The organism is Streptomyces sp. NPDC005931 (assembly GCF_042871235.1).
Lineage (GTDB): Bacteria > Actinomycetota > Actinomycetes > Streptomycetales > Streptomycetaceae > Streptomyces.
Map to the genome: position 1 here is coordinate 271,184 of NZ_JBIAIG010000003.1, position 17,675 is coordinate 288,858.

Genomic DNA, 17,675 nt, shown 5'->3' on the forward strand with positions numbered 1-17,675 from the left:
GGTGGCGGTGAGTCGCGGCACGCAGCGGATGCAACTCGTCCTGGCCGGACGCGAGGACAGCGACCAGGAGGAGCTCGGCCGGCTGACCCTCCGGCTGCGCGAGCGGCTGCTCGAACTGGACGTCGACGACGTCGCGCTGGACCGCTCGGGCCATATCCCCGACGGTGCCAAGCCGGTGGACGCGATCGCCCTCGGTGCCCTCGTCGTGACCATGGCCCCCCTCGCGCTGCGATCGGTGCTGGGTCTCGTGCAGACCTGGATCGAGAACCGCCCGGTCCGCACGGTCAGCATCTCCCTCGGCGAGGACACCCTGGAACTGGAGGCGGTCTCCTCCGCCGACCAGCAGCGGCTCATCGACGCCTTCCTGGCCGCCCACACCCCGTCCCCCGAGGACGCCGACGACGCCACGGCCGGCACGCCGGAGGACTGAGGGAGCGACGACCGTGTCCGCAGGCCGCTTCGCCCTGCTCGTCGCGACGGGCCGCTACGACAGCCCGGACCTGAGGCGGTTGCGCTCGCCCGCCCACGACGCCCACGGACTGGCGCGGGTGCTCGAGGACCCGCGGATCGGCGACTTCGAGGTCGACATGGTCGTCGACGGCCGCCAGCACGAGGTCACCCGCGCCGTCGAGGGCTTCTTCCGGGACCGCCGTCGGGACGACCTGCTCCTGCTCCACCTGTCCTGCCACGGCATCAAGGACGACGACGGCGAACTGCACTTCGCCACCATCGACACCGACCGCGAACTGCTCGCCTCCACGTCCGTGCCCGCCGCCTTCCTGCACACCCAGATGCGCCGCTGCCGGGCGCGCTCGATCGTCCTGCTCCTCGACTGCTGCTACAGCGGCGCCTTCCTGCCCGGCGCCAAGGGCGACACCGCGGTCCACGTCAGGGACGGACTCGCCGGCCACGGCCGCGCGGTGCTCACCGCGACCAACCGCACCGAATACGCCTGGGAGGGCGAGCGGCTCGACGAACTCGACCCGAGGCCCTCCCGCTTCACCGGAGCCGTCATCAGCGGCCTCGCCTCGGGCGAGGCGGACCGCGACCGCGACGGCATGATCAGTGTGCACGACCTCTACGACCACGTGTACGAGTCGTTGCAGACCGGCGGGCCCGGCCAGCGCCCGCAGATGTGGGCCGAACTGGAGCACCGGGTCGTGATCGCGCGCTCGGTCCAGCACCCGCCCCCCACCGCGCCCCTGCCCGCGACGGACACCCGCCCCGGCCCCCCTCCCACCGTCCCCCGCCCCCCTCCTGCCGTCCCCCGCCCCGCCCCGTCCCGGGCGGCCACCCCCGCCCCGCCCGGGCCGCGCGGCGGCGACCGCTCGCACGGCATGCGCCTGCTGCTCCCGCTCACCGAGGCACTGACGGGGCTGTCGTGCATGGCCACCCCGCCGGGACGGGCCCAGTTCGCCACGGTGCTGGGGGAGGAGCTGGACCGCCGGGTCGACCTGCGCGGGGTCGGGCTGCGGGAGGACGTGGTGACGATCGTCCGCGCCGCGCTGAACCGCGAGGGCGGGCTGCGCACCCTGCTCTGGACGGTCGCCCTCTTCGAGGGGAGGCGGGCCGCGGTGGGCGTCCAGGATCTGCTGGACCCGGACGACCGCTCCCCGCACCCCCCGCCGTCGATGCGTCCGCTGCTGGAGCTGACCGACGGGCTGAGCGGGCTGCCGTGCGTGGCGGACGCCGCGGGCCGGACGCACTTCGCCGGGTTCCTGGCCGAGCAGCTGGACCGCCGGATCGACCTGCGGGGCGTCGGGCTGCGGGAGGACGTGGTGACGATCGTCCGCGCCGCGCTGGACGTGGAGCGCGGCGCCCACCTGCTGGTGCGCGTGGTCGAGGTCTTCGAGGGACCGAACGCCGCTGACGAGTTCGACCGCCTGGTCCTCGCGATCGGCTCCGGCACGGGACACTAGACCGCCCGTCGTCCCCGGCCCGGCCGCGGGGGCACGTCCTCGCCTTCGGGCCGGTCTACCACCGCGGCGCTCGGCGCTACCGTCCCTCCAGGACGGGACGGGAGCACTCCCATGGAGGACCCCGCCGTCGGAACGCTCCCGGCCCGTCCGCCCGCGGCGGCGCGCGCCCGCGTCACGCGGCGGCTGTGCTCACGCCACGCGGTGGCCGCGCCCACGTCACGCGGTGGCCGCGCCCGTGCCGCGGGCCGCGGCGATCAGGTCGGAGCGGCCCGAGCCGTCGTAGACGGAGATGTCCACCGACGCGCCCTCCGGGATGTCGAAGTCCTTCACCGTCACGTCCACGACCTCCGAGGTGCCCGGCGCCGCATGGGTGCCGAGGTCGTGGTACGAGCCGCCGTAGGAGTAGCCGATGGTCACCTCGAAGCCGTCGCCGTCGTTGCGCGTGTCGTAGACCCAGAGCTTCTCGTCGTAGGGGTGGAACTCCACCTTGCCGACGAACCAGCCCGACGCGTTCAGCTCCATCTTGACCGCGAGTCCGCCCGCGTCGTGCGCGAAGTACGTGCCGTCGAACGGGTCGGTGAGCGTGCCGCCGCTGCACGGGCAGGTGTCGGTGTCGCGGTAGTACGTGCTGACGGCCGGGTTCGGGCTGTACGCCTGGGCCGGTGCGGCGGCGCCGAAGAGCGCCGTTCCCGCCGCCAGTGCGGCGCCGGCGAGCAGTCCCGTGAGTCGTCTGCCGAGGTTCATCCCGCGTTCTCCCCCTGCCGTGGACGGCGCCGGCCCAAGGAGGCCGGCGGCGCGCCCATTGTGCTGCACGGGGCACGTGAGGGGGAGTCGGTGTGACGTGCGAAGGGCGGGTTCGCGCCACGCCCGAACCCGCCTCGCGGCGAACCGACATGACTGACGGTCAGCTCAGCAGTTCCACCTCCGTCAGCGTCGACTCGCCGGTCAGCACCAGCCGGTGGTGGCGGTGCGTCCCCGGCTCGCCGACCGAGAAGGCCCGGGTCTGCCGGTCCCAGCGGAAGGACTCCCCGCTGCGCCGGTCCAGGTCCGTCCACGTCGTGCCGTCGGCCGAGCCCTGGAGCACCCAGCCCGTGGGTGCCGCGGCGCGGTCACCGGACGTCAGGGTGTACTGCACCGCCCGGGTCGCGCCGCTGACGGGAAGCTCGACCGCCGTCACCCGGGCACCGGTCGCCGAGGTGTCGTCGAACAGGGCGCCCTCGCCCTCCAGCACGTCCGCGCGGGGCGTGGGCACCTTGTCGTCCCGGGTGATCGACACCGGCGCGGCGTCCTTGCCCGTGCCCCACGACGACGGGCGCGGTCCCATGTCGAACTCGAGGACCGCACCCTTGGCGATCAGCGAGTGCGGGAGCGAAGTGGAGTGCCAGGGACGGCCGTTGACCTTGAGACCCTGCACGTACACGTTCTTCGCACTGTTCCCGGGCGCCTCGACGACCAGCTTCCGGCCGTTCTCCAGGTGCACGGTCGCCTTCGTGAACAGCGGGGAGCCGATGGCGTACTCACCGCTGCCCATGACCAGCGGGTAGAAGCCGAGCGCGGAGAACAGGTACCAGGCGGACTGCTCGCCGTTGTCCTCGTCGCCGTGGTAGCCCTGGCCGATCTCGCTGCCGGTGTAGAGCCGCGACAACACCTCACGGACGTTCTTCTGGGCCTTCCACGGCTGCCCGGCCGCGTCGTACATGTAGATCGCGTGGTGGGCCACCTGGTTCGAGTGCCCGTACATGCCCATCCGCACGTCCCTGGCCTCGGTCATCTCGTGGATGACACCGCCGTAGGAGCCGGCGAACTGCGGGGAGGCCGTCTCCGGGGTGGAGAAGTACGTGTCCAGCTTGTCCGCGAGGCCGCCGCGGCCTCCGTAGAGGTTGGCCAGGCCCCGGCTGTCCTGCGGGGCGGTGAAGGCGTAGCCCCAGCCGTTGGTCTCGGTGTAGTCGTGCCCCCACACCCTCGGGTCGTACTTCGGCGACTCCACGCGCCAGTGGCCCGCCGCGTCGCGGCCCTGGAAGAAGCCGGCCTCGGAGTCGAACAGGTTGACGTAGTCCCGGGCGCGGTCGAGGAAGTACGCGGACTCCTCCTGGTAGCGCTTCTCGCCGGTCTTCCGGTACAGGGCCTCGCCCATCCTCGCGATGCCGTAGTCGTTGAGGCAGCCCTCCAGCGCCCAGGACAGGCCCTCGTGCGTCTCCGTGCCGGTGTAGCCGAGGAACGGCGAGGTCGCCATGCCCTTGCGGCCCACGCCGGAGGACGGGGGCACGACGGTGGCGTTCTTCACGGCCGCGTCGTAGGCCGCCTCCGCGTCGAAGTCCACGCCCTTGACGTAGGCGTCGGCGAAGGCCACGTCCGAGGAGGTGCCGGTCATCAGGTCGGCGTAACCGGGGGAGGACCAGCGGGAGGTCCAGCCGCCGTCCTTGTAGTGCTGCACGAACCCGTCGACCAGCTCACCGGCCTCGGACGGGGTCAGCAGGGAGTACGCCGGCCAGGTGGTGCGGTAGGTGTCCCAGAAGCCGTTGTTGACGTACACCTTGCCGTCGACGACCTCCGCGCCGGTGTGCGCGGGGGTGTCGGGCCGGGGCATCTTCGAGAACGGGGAGGCGTACTTGTAGGTGCCGTCGACCTTCTCGAAGCCCGAGTTCGGGTACAGGTACAGCCGGTACAGGCTGGAGTAGAGCGTGGTCAGCCGGTCCGGGGTGGCGCCCTCGACCTCGACCCTGCCGAGCAGCGCGTCCCACTGCCGCTGGGCGCTCCTCTTCACGGCCTCGAAGGAGCGGTCCTCGGGGATTTCCTGGCGCAGGTTGTCCTTGGCCTGGTCCACGCCGATCAGCGAGGTGGCGAGGCGCAGCGTGACCCGGCGGTCCTCGCCCGCGTCGAAGCGCAGGTGGCCCTTGACGCCGCTCGCGGAGCCCTCCGTGACCGGCTTGTCGAACTCGCCGTACACGAACAGCCGGGTCGCCCCCGTGGACAGCCCGGACTTCACGTCCGAGTAGCCGCTGAACGTGCCGCTCCGCTGGTCCAGTGTCAGGCCGGCCTGGTCGGTGACGTTGTCGAAGAGCACGCTCGCGTCGTCCCCGGGGAAGGTGAAGCGCAGGGCCGCCGCGTGGTCGGTGGGCGCCATCTCGGCCCTCAGGCCGTTCTCGAACCGCACCCCGTAGTAGTACGGCCGTGCGGTCTCGTTGTCGTGCCGGAAGGCCAGCTCCCGTGCCTCACGCCCGAGGTCCGGGGTGCCGGTGGCCACGGACGGCATCACCTGGAAGGTCTGCCGGTCACCCATCCAGGGGCTCGGCTCGTGGCTCGCGCTGAACGCCTGGATCGTCGGCAGGTTGTCCGCGTTGTTGCCGCGCGCGTAGTCGTACAGCCAGCTCAGCGAGCCCGCGTTGGTCACCGGCGTCCAGAAGTTGAAGCCGTGTGGCACCGCGGTCGCGGGGAAGTTGTTCCCGCGCGAGAAACCGCCGCTGGAGTGGGTGCCCCGCGTGGTCACCACGTAGTCGGACGGATGGGCCTTCGGCCGCTCGGGCGCCACCCGGCGCAGCGACACGTCGTCCAGCCAGCCCCGGAACCTCGCCGGACCCCCGGGGGAGTCGTAGGCCACCAGGATCCGGTCGACGGTCCTTCCGGCGGCCACCGAGCCGATCCGGGAGATCACGTTGTTCCACTGATTGACGTACAGGACCTTGGAGGCACCCTGCCCGCGCGGCGTCAGCGGGAAGCCGTGCAGGTCGGTGGCGTGCAGGTCGCTCAGGTACGTGCCGTCGGTGAAGGCCAGGTCCACGGAGACGTTCGTGGCGTCGTAGTCGAGGTCGCCGTCCGCCATCGACGGGAAGATCCGGTACGACAGTTGGGTGTTCCGCTCGACCGCCACGTCGACGTCGAAGACCTTGTTGTAGGAGTACGCCCGCCCGTCGGCGGGGTGGCGGCCGGCGTACCGCAGGGCACGCTTCCCGGTGAACCCGGCGCCCGCCTTCGCCGTCGGGGAACCGCTCGGGCCGCGGTCGACCAGGGAGAGCATGTCCTGCGGCACGGGAGCGTCGCTGCCGCCGGTGGAGAACCGGACGTCGGCGAGCTGGAGTATGCCGCCGCCGTGGTTCCTCGTGATCTCCAGACGGAAGTGCCGGTACTCGGCGACCGCGGAGGTGTCGATGTCGTACATCTTCGTCCGGAAGCGCTCCGGGAAGGACTCGCCCGCACGGCTGTCGAGAGTCGTCCACTCCTCGCCGTCGACCGAGCCCTTCAGGGTCCAGTCCTGCGGGTCGCGTTCGGCGTGGTCGTTGGCCGAGGTGAGCGCGTAGCGCACCGCCCTGACCGGTGCGTCCAGGGCGAACTCGGCCCAGCCGGTGGGCTGGAACGTCAGCCACTTGGTGCTCGGCTCGCCGTCGACGAGGTTCTCCTTCACCTCCCCGCCGCCGGTGTTCTCCGCACTGGCCCGTACGTCCGTGACGTGGTCGGTCACATCGCCGGGAATGCCGTTGCCGTTCCCGCCGTCGACTCCCGACGCCCGCTTCCGGCCGTCGGGAGCGGTGTCGACGGTGTTCACCCAGTCGGGGGCGGGGTCCCCGGACTCGAACGAGGAGGCGAACTCGCGGTCGGCCTTCACGGGTGCCGCGGGCAGCGCCACCGCGACGCCCTGGGACCCCGCGGCCAAAGCCAAGGCGGTCGCCGTGACGACCGCCGTTCCCCATCCGCGCCGAAGTCTGTGCCGAAGTCTGTGCCCAACCCTGTGCTGCATACGTGCGGACCCTCCCCGCGCCGGACAACGTTGTCAACCGCGATGCGCAAGGACCAGTAGTGGGTCAAGTGCCCAGTGCTGTCAAGAGTGTTGAGTGTGGCATTCCTGTTCGGCGGCGAGGAATTCTCCGCCGGGGAGCGTGTCGGCCGCCCGTATTTCCGCGAGGTCTCAACTCGGAAAAGACCCGCGGCGAACCTTGCATTCGATCTTGCTCCGCCGGCGGGAAGTGGACTATACCTGTCGGCACTCCGGGGCTTCTTCACGGCACCCGACCCTTACCGACGAGTTGTCGAAGAACGTCCCGCACCACCGGCGCGACCAGCGCCCGCCGCACTTCCTGCACGACCCAGCTTGACCCGAACGCGGTGCCGGGGAGGATCCGGTTCACCGCCTGAGTCCTGGAGAAGGCGAGGACTTGAGCATGGGATCCACTTCATTCGAGAACCCCGGCACCGACGGCACCGCCCCCGGCGGCCCCGTCACCCCTGGCGTCGGCCGCCGCGATCTGATCAAGCGGTCCGCCGCGCTCGGACTGGTCACCGTATCCGCGACGGGTTTCCTGTCCGCGTGTGCCAGCGGGGGCGGGGACGACGACTCCGGCGACAACGAGGGCAAGACCTCCGAGTCCAACCCGTTCGGCGTGAAGAAGGGCAGCAAACTCGACGTCGTCATCTTCAAGGGCGGTTACGGGGACGACTACGCCAAGGCCTGGGAGGCGAATTTCAAGAAAAAGTGGGGCGTCACCTCCGTCCACACCGGCACGCAGGAGATCACCGGCAAGCTCCAGCCGCGCTTCAACGCCGGGAACCCACCGGACATCGTCGACGACTCCGGCGCCCAGCAGATCCCGATCGACGTGCTGCACAAGAACGGCCAGCTCCTCGACCTCGCCGAGGTGCTGGACGCGCCGTCCGTCGACGACCCGTCGAAGAAGGTTCGCGACACCCTCGTCCCCGGCACGCTCGACTCGGGCATGCAGTCGGGCAAGGTCGTCGCCCTCAACTACATCTACACGGTGTGGGGCCTGTGGTACTCCGGGAAGCTCTTCGAGGAGAAGGGCTGGGAGCCGCCCAAGACCTGGGACGACTTCCTCGCCATCTGCAAGGACGCCAAGTCCCAGGGCATCGGCGGCCTCGCCCACCAGGGCAAGTACCCGTACTACATCAACGTCGCCATCATGGACCTGATCGCCAAGAAGGGCGGTCTGGACGCCATGAAGGCGATCGACAACCTCGACCCCAAGGCGTTCGTCGGCTCCGACGCGGCCCAGGAGGCCATCGAGGCCGTCTACGAGGTCGTGGAGAAGGGCTATCTGATGCCCGGTACGAACGGCCTGACCCACACCGAGTCGCAGACCCGCTGGAACGAGTACAGGGCCGCCTTCATCACCAGCGGCTCCTGGCTGGAGAACGAGCAGCTCAAGACGACGCCGGCGGACTTCGACATGAGGTTCCTGCCGATGCCGCTGCTGCCCGGCAGCGCGCTGCCGTTCGAGGCGATCCGGGCCGGTTCCGGCGAGCCCTTCATCATCCCCGCCAAGGCCGGGAACCTGCCCGCGGCCAAGGAGTTCATGCGGATGATGCTCTCCAAGGAGTGGTCGACCATCTTCGCCAAGGAGGCGAACTCCCTCACCATCCTCAAGGACGGCGTCGACTCGGGCGTCCGGCTGCGGCCGGGCACCCAGTCCACCGTCGAGGCGTCCAAGGCGGCCGGTGACAACACCTTCCGTTACCTGTACACCGAGTGGTACAGCGAGATGGGCACCGCCATCGAGAACGCCTCCAACGAGCTGATGGCCAGGCGCATTCAGCCGAAGGAGTGGCTGAAACGGGCCCAGGCCGCCGTCGACAAGCAGGCCAAGGACCCGGCCTCGAAGAAGAACCGCCGCGACTGATCCGGCTCGACCGACCGGATTCCGGGCCGGGAGGAATCCCGGCCCGGTACGGCCACACCCAGGGGCAGGAACGCCATGCGCAAAGGGCAGCACCGGTTCGTCGCGGGATTTCTCCTCGTCCCCGTGGCGCTCTATCTGATCTTCGTGATCTGGCCGTACATTCAGACGTTCGGTTATTCACTGACCGACTGGAAGGGCCAGTCGCAGACCTTCGAGTTCGTCGGCCTGGACAACTACGCCGCGTTGCTCGAGGACGACATCTTCATGGGAGCCATCTGGCACAACATCCTGTTCCTGGTGTTCATCCCGGTGATCACCATTCTGCTCGCCCTGTTCTTCGCCTTCATGCTGAACGCGGGCGGGCGCGGGCGGTCCGGAGGCGTCTCGGGGGTCGCCGGATCCAAGTACTACCGGGTGATCTATTTCTTTCCCCAGGTGCTCTCCCTGGCGATCATGGCGGTGCTCTTCGGCGCGGTGTACCGCAGCGACGGCGGCGGCATGCTCAACGGAGTCCTGATCAAGCTGGGCCTGGTCGACGAGGGCAGCCCGGTGGAATGGCTCAACGAGCCGAACATCGTGCTGTGGGCCCTGATCGCGGTGGTCGTCTGGCACGGCGTCGGTTTCTACCTGGTGCTGTTCTCCGCCGCCATGCAGTCCATTCCCCGGGACATCTACGAGGCCGCGCTGATCGACGGCGCGGGCCGCGCCCAGTCCTTCGTCCGCATCACACTGCCGCTGCTGTGGGACTCCGTGCAGACCGCCTGGGTCTACCTCGGCATCGCCGCGATGGACATGTTCATCCTCGTCTCCACCATGACCGCCGGTGACTACGGCGGCGGCCCCGACCACCACAGCGAGGTCATGTCGACCGTGATGATGCGCAACTTCCTGCTGTACGGCAGGAGCGGCTACGCCTGCGCCATGGGCGTGGTCATGCTGCTCCTCACCCTGATCGTGTCCGTGGTCATGCTGCGCGCCACCCGTCGCGAGCGCATCGAGTTCTGAGGCGGAGGGACGACGATGAGCGCACCCCTGAAGGAAACCACCCCCGCCGGCGGCTCCACCCCGCCCGCGCCGGCGGTCACCAAGACCTCCGTACGGTCCGGCGAGCGGCGCGGCGAAGGCGTCGTGCTGAACGTCTTCTCGCACGGCTTCCTCGCCCTCTGGGCCGTGATGATCCTGCTGCCGCTGCTGTGGCTGGTGCTCAGCTCCTTCAAGACCGACGCGCAGATCGGCGGCTCGGCCTTCGGCTGGCCGCAGAACTGGGACCCGGGCGTCTTCTCCCGCGCCTGGGAGAAGGGCATCGGGGACTACTTCCTGAACACCGTCGTCGTGCTGGTCTTCTCCGTGCCGCTGACCATGCTGTTCGGCTCGATGGCGGCGTACGTGCTGGCCCGCTACCGGTTCTGGGGCAACCGGTTCCTGTACTACTTCTTCGTGGCCGGCGCGATGTTCCCCGTGTTCCTGGCGCTGGTGCCGCTGTTCTTCATGGTCAAGCGGCTGGACATGCTGAACACCTACCAGGGCCTGGTCCTGGTCTACGTCGCCTACTCGATGCCGTTCACGGTGTTCTTCATGCACGCCTTCTTCCGGACCCTGCCCACGGCGGTCTTCGAGGCGGCCGTGCTCGACGGCGCCTCGCACACCCGGACCTTCTTCCAGGTGATGCTGCCCATGGCCAAGCCCGGGCTGCTCAGCGTCGGGATCTTCAACACGCTGGGCCAGTGGAACCAGTACATCCTGCCCACGGTGCTGATGCAGCCGCAGAGCGGCGACGACCCCGAGCGCTACCTGCTGACCCAGGGGCTCATCCAGCTCCAGCAGCAGCAGGGGTACGCCTCGGACCTTCCGGTGCTCTTCGCGGGTGTGACGATCGCCATGGTGCCCATGCTGGTCGTCTATCTGTCCTTCCAGCGCCAGGTGCAGGCCGGTCTGACCTCCGCCACCCTGAAGTAACGCAGGTGGGCCCGCGTTCTGTTGACCGCTGAGGTAACGCAGCGGAACCGCTCCCACACGCGCCGCTCCCGTCGCCGGGGGCGGCGTCCGTGTATGTGTCCGTGCACCCCGATGCGCCCCGAAACGGTTCAACCTCTTGACGGGAGGCAACCCGAACGGCTCAGCTTAGAGTTCACTAGTTGGACATTCACGGGGTCTCATCGAAGCGGCCCCGCGCGCAGGAGGTCGTCGTGGAGACTCCGGGGTCGCAGTCGTCGCTGCACCGAGCCAACCTGGAGCGGGTCGTCCGAGCAGTACGTCTTGCGGGTTCCCTCACGCAGGCAGAGATAGCGAGGACGACGGGCCTGTCGGCGGCGACGGTCTCCAACATCGTCCGGGAACTGAAGGACGGCGGGACGGTCGAGGTCACGCCCACGTCGGCAGGCGGCCGCCGGGCGCGCAGCGTGTCGCTCAGCGGGGACGCGGGCATCGTCATCGGCGTGGACTTCGGCCACACGCATTTGCGGGTCGCGGTCGGGAACCTCGCCCACCAGGTGCTCGCCGAGGAGTCCGAGCCACTGGACGTGGACGCCTCCTCGACGCAGGGTTTCGACCGGGCGGAACAGCTGGTCAACCGGCTGATCCAGGCGACCGGCGTGGACCGCGCCAAGATCACTGGAGTGGGCCTCGGTGTGCCGGGCCCGATCGACGTCGAGTCCGGGAGCCTCGGCTCGACCGCGATCCTGCCCGGCTGGACCGGCACCAAGCCCGCCGAGGAGCTGCGGGGGCGGCTCGGTGTGCCGGTGCACGTGGACAACGACGCCAACCTCGGCGCCCTGGGCGAGATGGTCTGGGGCAGCGGGCGCGGCGTGCGCGACCTGGCGTACATCAAGGTGGCGAGCGGCGTCGGTGCTGGTTTGGTGATAAACGGAAAAATCTACCGCGGCCCAGGGGGCACCGCGGGCGAAATCGGTCATATTACACTAGATGAATCCGGCCCCGTCTGCCGCTGTGGAAACCGCGGCTGTCTGGAGACCTTCGCGGCCGCCCGCTACGTGCTCCCGCTGCTCCAGTCCAGTCACGGCACCGATCTGACGATGGAAGGCGTCGTGCGGCTGGCCCGGGACGGAGACCCGGGCTGCCGTCGGGTGATCGCCGACGTCGGCCGCCACATCGGCAGTGGAGTGGCCAATCTCTGCAACCTGCTGAACCCGAGCCGAGTGGTCCTGGGCGGTGATCTCGCCGAGGCCGGCGAACTGGTGCTCGGGCCGATCCGGGAGTCCGTCAGCCGCTATGCGATCCCTAGCGCGGCGCGTCAACTGTCCGTTCTCCCCGGGGCACTTGGGGGTCGTGCGGAGGTGCTCGGAGCCCTCGCCCTCGCGCTGAGCGAGATGGGTGATTCGACGCTTTTGGACGGCACCGTCACCGGCTCTCCGGCGGTGGCCACCCCTGCCTTCACTTAGAGAACGGATGGCACCGTTGCCATCTCGTTAAGGATTTACTTCTTGACGTCGCACGTGTGGCCGAGTTGACTTCCAGCCACCTCGGCCGCAACGACGCGGCCTCGTCAGGGAGGTTTCTGAAGTGAACACGCGTATGCGTCGTGCCGCCGTTGCCATCGCCGCGGGTGCGATGGCCGTCTCGCTGGCCGCCTGTGGCAGCGCCAAGGAGTCGGGCGACAAGAAGGACACGGGCGGCACCGCCGCCAAGGGTGACGCCGTCAAGATCGGTCTGCTGCTGCCGGAGAACCAGACCGCTCGCTACGAGAAGTTCGACAAGCCGCTGATCGAGAAGAAGATCAAGGAGCTGACGAACAACAAGGGCGAGGTCGTCTACGCCAACGCCAAGCAGGACGCCAGCCTGCAGAACCAGCAGGTCGACACGATGGTGACCAACAAGGTCGACGTGCTCATCGTGGACGCGGTGGACTCCAAGGCCATCGCCGGCTCGGTGAAGAAGGCCAAGGACGCCGGCATCCCCGTCGTCGCCTACGACCGCCTGGCCGAGGGCCCGATCGACGCCTACACCTCGTTCGACAACGAGACGGTCGGCAAGACCCAGGGCGAGGCGCTCCTGAAGGCGCTGGGCGACAAGGCCAAGGACGGCCAGATCGTCATGATGAACGGGTCCTCCACCGACCCGAACGCCGCCCTGTTCAAGAAGGGCGCCCACTCCGTCCTCGACGGCAAGGTGAACATCGGCCGCGAGTACGACACCAAGGAGTGGAAGCCGGAGAACGCCAACGCCAACATGGAGGGCGCCATCTCCGCCCTCGGCAAGGACAAGATCATCGGCGTCTACTCCGCCAACGACGGCATGGCGGGCGGCATCATCACCGCCCTCAAGGCCGCCGGCATCGACGACATCCCGGTCACCGGCCAGGACGCCGAGCTCGCGGGTGTGCAGCGCATCGTCACCGGTGAGCAGTACATGAGCGTCTACAAGCCGTACGCTCCGGAGGCCGCCGCCGCCGCGGAGATGGCCGTCGCGCTCGCCCAGGGCAAGTCCCTGGACTCCGTCGCCAAGGACAAGGTCGACAGCCCCACCACCAAGGGAGTGCCGTCGGTCCTGGTCCCGGTCATCTCGCTGACCCAGGACAACATCAAGGACACCGTCGTCAAGGACGGCGTCTACACCGTGAACGAGATCTGCGCCGGCAAGTACAAGGCCGCCTGCGACAAGATCGGTCTCAAGTAAGCAGCTCACGGTCCCGCGAGTCGTATGGGAGTCCGCGGCGGATGTCCGCGCCGGACTCCCGTACGGGACCGACTGCCCCACGCTCCGCCGGCGCCCCGCACACACCAGCCCCGCAAGCTACGCGGGGCGCCGGACGGAACACCCCCCCGATAACTTCTGCACAACCTCCCGCCGGGTCAGGCGGCGAAGGAGATGGTTCACGTGTCCGCTACGCCCGTGCTGGCGTTGCGCGGGGTCTCCAAGCGGTTCGGTGCCGTCCAGGCGCTCACCGACGTAGAGCTTGAGGTCCACGCCGGTGAGGTGGTCGCCCTGGTCGGCGACAACGGTGCCGGAAAGTCCACGCTGGTCAAGACGATCGCCGGCGTGCATCCCATCGATGAGGGCGCCATCGAGTGGGAGGGCAGGTCCGTCCAGATCAGCAAGCCCCACGACGCCCAGAACCTGGGCATCGCGACGGTGTACCAGGACCTCGCGCTGTGCGACAACATCGATGTCGTCGGCAACCTCTACCTGGGCCGGGAGATCCGCAAGCGCGGCGTCCTCGACGAGGTGGAGATGGAGCGCCGCTCCCGCGAGCTGCTCGACACCCTGTCCATTCGGATCCCCAGCGTCCGCATCCCGATCGCCTCCCTCTCCGGCGGTCAGCGCCAGACGGTGGCCATCGCCCGTTCCATGCTGGGCGAGCCCAAGCTGGTCATCCTCGACGAGCCCACCGCCGCCCTCGGCGTCGAGCAGACCGCCCAGGTCCTCGACCTGGTCGAGCGGCTGCGCGAGCGCGGCCACGCGGTCATCCTCATCAGCCACAACATGGCCGACGTGAAGGCCGTCGCGGACAAGGTCGCCGTCCTGCGCCTCGGGCGCAACAACGGCGTCTTCGAGGTCAAGTCGACCTCGCAGGAAGAGATCATCTCCGCCATCACGGGCGCCACGGAGAACGCCGTGACCCGTCGTGCGGCGCGCACCAATGGGGAGATCAAGAAGTGAGTACCGAAAAGACCACCACGCCCGCCGAGGACCATGTCGTCGAGAACCCCGAGGCGGCCGCCGCAGCGGTCACGGTCGTCGACCCCCGGCTGCTGGTGCGCGAGCAGGGTCTCGCGGGCTATGTGACCGAGTTCAAGCGGAAGATGAAGTCCGGTGACCTGGGATCCATCCCGGTCGTCATCGGCCTCGCGGTCATCTGGGCCATCTTCACCAGCCTCAACTCCAACTTCCTGACCGCCGGCAACCTCTCCGACATGTCGGTCGCCATGGTCGGCACCGGCATGATCGCCGTCGGTATCGTCTTCGTCCTGCTGCTGGGCGAGATCGACCTGTCGGTCGGCTCGGTCAGCGGTGTCGCGGGCGCCACCTTCGCGGTCCTGAACGTCACCAACGGCATGAACGAGTGGCTCGCCTTCGTGCTCGCCATCCTCACCGGCACGGCCGCCGGCGCCCTCCACGGCTTCTTCTTCGCGAAGATCGGTGTCCCGGCGTTCGCCGTGACCCTGGCCGGCCTGCTGTTCTGGAACGGCTTCATGCTCCAGATCCTCGGCGACAACGGCACCATCAACCTCGACTCCGAGGGCGTGGTCGCCAAGCTGACCAGCTACTACTTCAGCGACGTGGCCGCAGCGTACGGCCTGGCCGTGGTGGTGACCGCCGGCTACTTCGTCGCCTCGTTCCTCGGCAACCGCCGCCGCGAGGCCGCCGGAGTGCCGTCCCGGCCGCTGAGCGAGACCATCGTGCGCACGGCGCTGCTCGCCGTGGTGGCGTTCGCCGTGGCGATCGTCTTCAACCAGTACAAGGGCCTGCCGCTGGCCGTCGTGATCTTCATCGGCGTCCTCCTGGTCACGGACTTCGTGCTGCGCCGCACCTCCTACGGCCGCAAGGTCTTCGCGCTCGGCGGCAGCGTCGAGGCCTCCCGCCGCGCCGGCATCAACGTGGCCATGGTCCGGATCTCGGTCTTCGCGATCGCCGGTACCTTCGCCGCTCTCGGCGGTCTCTTCATCGCCTCGAAGATCGCCTCCGCCAACCAGGGCGCCGGCGGTGGTGACCTGCTGATGAACGCCATCGCCGCCGCGGTGATCGGTGGCACGTCCCTCTTCGGCGGCCGCGGCCGCACGTGGAACGCGCTGCTCGGTGTCCTCGTGATCGTCTCGATCCAGTACGGCCTCGCCCTCGAGGGCATCGCCTCGCCGGTCCAGTACATGATCACCGGTGGTGTCCTGCTGGCGACCGTCGTCATCGACGCGGTCACCCGCAAGACGCAGAAGACGGCCGGCCGCGCCTAGCCGCACCGCCTTCCCAGACCTGTTGCCCGGTACCAATGGGGGTACCGGGCAACAGTCGTGTCGCGGGACGGGCCGATCGTGGACAGGGCCGATCGCGTGACGCACGACGCACCGCCCGGACTCCGCCCGCCGGAGCGGAACATTAGACTCGCTCAAGCCCGGCAAAGCTCGATCAGCTCTACTGCAAGGAGGCACGGGTGCCGCTGCTGACCCGCATCAGGGGACCGCGCGATCTGGACCGGCTCAGCCAGGAGGAGCTCGACCAGCTGGCCGGGGAGATCCGGACCTTCCTCGTCGACGCGGTCTCCAAGACCGGCGGACACCTCGGGCCCAACCTGGGCGTGGTGGAGCTCACCATCGCCCTGCACCGGGTCTTCGAGTCCCCCAAGGACAAGGTGCTGTGGGACACCGGCCACCAGTCCTACGTGCACAAGCTGCTCACCGGCCGGCAGGACTTCTCCCGGCTGAAGATGAAGGGCGGCCTGTCCGGCTACCCCTCGCAGGCCGAGTCCGAGCACGACGTCATCGAGAACAGCCACGCCTCCACCGTCCTCGGCTGGGCCGACGGCATCGCCAAGGCCAACCAGCTGATGAAACGCGACAGCCACGTCGTCGCGGTCATCGGCGACGGTGCCCTCACCGGCGGCATGGCCTGGGAGGCGCTCAACAACATCGCCGACGCCAAGGACCGCCCGCTCGTCATCGTCGTCAACGACAACGAGCGCTCCTACGCGCCCACCATCGGCGGCCTCGCCAACCACCTGGCGACCCTGCGCACCACCGACGGCTACGAGCGCTTCCTCGCCCGCACCAAGGAGGTCCTGGAGCGCACCCCGGTCGTCGGCCGCCCCCTCTACGACACCCTGCACGGTGCCAAGAAGGGCCTGAAGGACTTCATCGCCCCCCAGGGCATGTTCGAGGACCTCGGCCTGAAGTACGTCGGCCCCATCGACGGCCACGACATCGAGGCCCTGGAGTCCGCCCTGGCCCGCGCCAAGCGCTTCGGCGGCCCCGTGATCGTGCACTGCCTCACCGAGAAGGGCCGCGGCTACCAGCCCGCCCTGGCGGACGAGGCCGACCGCTTCCACGCCGTCGGCAAGATCCACCCCGACACCGGCCTGCCCATCGCCACCTCCGGCGCCGACTGGACCAGCGTCTTCGGCGACGAGATGGTCAGGCTGGGCGAGGAGCGCGAGGACGTCGTGGCGATCACCGCCGCCATGCTCCAGCCGGTCGGCCTCGACAAGTTCGCCAAGCGCTTCCCCGAGCGGGTCTACGACGTCGGCATCGCCGAGCAGCACGGCGCCGTCTCCGCGGCGGGCCTCGCCCACGCCGGCGTGCACCCCGTCTTCGCCGTGTACGCCACCTTCCTCAACCGCGCCTTCGACCAGGTCCTGATGGACGTGGCCCTGCACAAGTGCGGGGTGACCTTCGTGCTCGACCGGGCCGGCATCACCGGCACCGACGGCGCCTCCCACAACGGCATGTGGGACATGTCGATCCTTCAGGTCGTCCCCGGCCTGCGCCTGGCCGCCCCGCGCGACGCCGAGCAGGTCCGCGCCCAGCTCCGCGAGGCCGTCGCGGTCGAGGACGCCCCGACCGTGGTCCGCTTCTCCAAGGGCGCCGTCGGCCCCGCCGTGCCCTCCGTGGGCCGCGTGGGCGGCATGGACGTCCTGCGCGAGCCCGGCACCGACACCCCCGACGTGCTGCTGGTGTCCGTGGGCGCGCTGGCACCGATGTGCCTGGAGATCGCCGCGCTGCTGGACCGGCAGGGCATCTCCACCACCGTCGTCGACCCGCGCTGGGTCAAGCCCGTCGACGAGGCCATGGCCCCGCTGGCGGACAAGCACCGCGTCGTCGTCACCGTCGAGGACAACTCACGCGTGGGCGGCGTGGGCTCCGCGATCGCCCAGGCCCTGCGCGACGCCGGCGTCGACGTGCCGCTGCGCGACTTCGGCATCCCGCCGCGCTTCCTCGACCACGCCTCCCGGGCCGAGGTCATGGCGGAGATCGGGCTCACCGCGCCCGACATCGCCCGCCAGGTCACCGGCCTGGTGGCCAAGCTCGACGGCAGGTACGAGCGGTCCGCCGCCGACGCGGTCGACTCGGTGGAGCCGGCCCACGACTGAACGGACGCCCACGCGTCGCCCGGACGGGCCGCCCGTGCCACTGTGAGGAGTGGTGCGAGCGGCCCGTTCGCCTGAGCCGCCCGCGCCGGGGCATAC

General features: G+C 69.6%; 12 protein-coding genes. 10 read left to right on the forward strand and 2 right to left on the reverse strand.

The window, feature by feature from the left end; all coding sequences use genetic code 11:
* The first annotated feature begins 7 nt into the window (after window positions 1-7).
* Together ACFYOV_RS08800 and ACFYOV_RS08805 are read left to right on the forward strand one after the other, a co-directional pair.
* Window positions 8-430: a hypothetical protein gene (locus ACFYOV_RS08800; RefSeq protein ID WP_389084629.1), complete on the forward strand. Its 423-nt coding sequence runs from the start codon at window positions 8-10 to the stop codon at window positions 428-430.
* A gap of 13 nt (window positions 431-443) precedes the next feature.
* Window positions 444-1,919: a caspase family protein gene (locus tag ACFYOV_RS08805; RefSeq protein ID WP_389084632.1), complete on the forward strand. Its 1,476-nt coding sequence runs from the start codon at window positions 444-446 to the stop codon at window positions 1,917-1,919.
* Between the two features lie 216 nt (window positions 1,920-2,135).
* Here the strand turns inward: ACFYOV_RS08805 and ACFYOV_RS08810 are convergent, their stop codons facing one another.
* Together ACFYOV_RS08810 and ACFYOV_RS08815 are read right to left on the reverse strand one after the other, a co-directional pair.
* Window positions 2,136-2,663, reverse strand: coding sequence for a hypothetical protein (locus ACFYOV_RS08810; protein WP_389084634.1), 528 nt, complete (start codon window positions 2,661-2,663; stop codon window positions 2,136-2,138).
* A gap of 160 nt (window positions 2,664-2,823) precedes the next feature.
* Window positions 2,824-6,651: a GH92 family glycosyl hydrolase gene (locus tag ACFYOV_RS08815; RefSeq protein ID WP_389084636.1), complete on the reverse strand. Its 3,828-nt coding sequence runs from the start codon at window positions 6,649-6,651 to the stop codon at window positions 2,824-2,826.
* Between the two features lie 421 nt (window positions 6,652-7,072).
* Between ACFYOV_RS08815 and ngcE the strand changes: the two genes are divergently transcribed.
* From ngcE to dxs, 8 genes are all read left to right on the forward strand, one after another.
* Window positions 7,073-8,545: an N-acetylglucosamine/diacetylchitobiose ABC transporter substrate-binding protein gene (gene ngcE, locus ACFYOV_RS08820; protein ID WP_389084638.1), complete on the forward strand. Its 1,473-nt coding sequence runs from the start codon at window positions 7,073-7,075 to the stop codon at window positions 8,543-8,545.
* A gap of 75 nt (window positions 8,546-8,620) precedes the next feature.
* The gene (locus ACFYOV_RS08825) at window positions 8,621-9,550 is read left to right on the forward strand and encodes a carbohydrate ABC transporter permease (protein WP_389084641.1); all 930 of its coding nucleotides are present in this window, start codon (window positions 8,621-8,623) and stop codon (window positions 9,548-9,550) included.
* A gap of 15 nt (window positions 9,551-9,565) precedes the next feature.
* On the forward strand, window positions 9,566-10,501 hold the full coding sequence (locus ACFYOV_RS08830) for a carbohydrate ABC transporter permease (protein WP_389084644.1): 936 nt from the start codon (window positions 9,566-9,568) through the stop codon (window positions 10,499-10,501).
* 230 nt (window positions 10,502-10,731) lie between these two features.
* The gene (locus ACFYOV_RS08835; RefSeq protein WP_389084646.1) at window positions 10,732-11,943 is read left to right on the forward strand and encodes an ROK family protein; all 1,212 of its coding nucleotides are present in this window, start codon (window positions 10,732-10,734) and stop codon (window positions 11,941-11,943) included.
* 133 nt (window positions 11,944-12,076) lie between these two features.
* The gene (locus tag ACFYOV_RS08840) at window positions 12,077-13,177 is read left to right on the forward strand and encodes a substrate-binding domain-containing protein (RefSeq protein ID WP_389085595.1); all 1,101 of its coding nucleotides are present in this window, start codon (window positions 12,077-12,079) and stop codon (window positions 13,175-13,177) included.
* A gap of 192 nt (window positions 13,178-13,369) precedes the next feature.
* Entirely contained in the window at window positions 13,370-14,161 is a 792-nt protein-coding gene (locus ACFYOV_RS08845; RefSeq protein WP_389084649.1) for an ATP-binding cassette domain-containing protein, read from the forward strand.
* On the forward strand, window positions 14,158-15,450 hold the full coding sequence (locus ACFYOV_RS08850; RefSeq protein WP_389084651.1) for a sugar ABC transporter permease: 1,293 nt from the start codon (window positions 14,158-14,160) through the stop codon (window positions 15,448-15,450). The genes ACFYOV_RS08845 and ACFYOV_RS08850 overlap by 4 nt, the downstream gene beginning before the upstream one ends.
* Before the next feature lie 197 nt (window positions 15,451-15,647).
* A complete protein-coding gene (dxs, locus tag ACFYOV_RS08855) occupies window positions 15,648-17,579 on the forward strand; it encodes a 1-deoxy-D-xylulose-5-phosphate synthase (RefSeq protein ID WP_389084653.1) in 1,932 nt (643 codons plus the stop codon).
* Window positions 17,580-17,675: the final 96 nt, after the last annotated feature.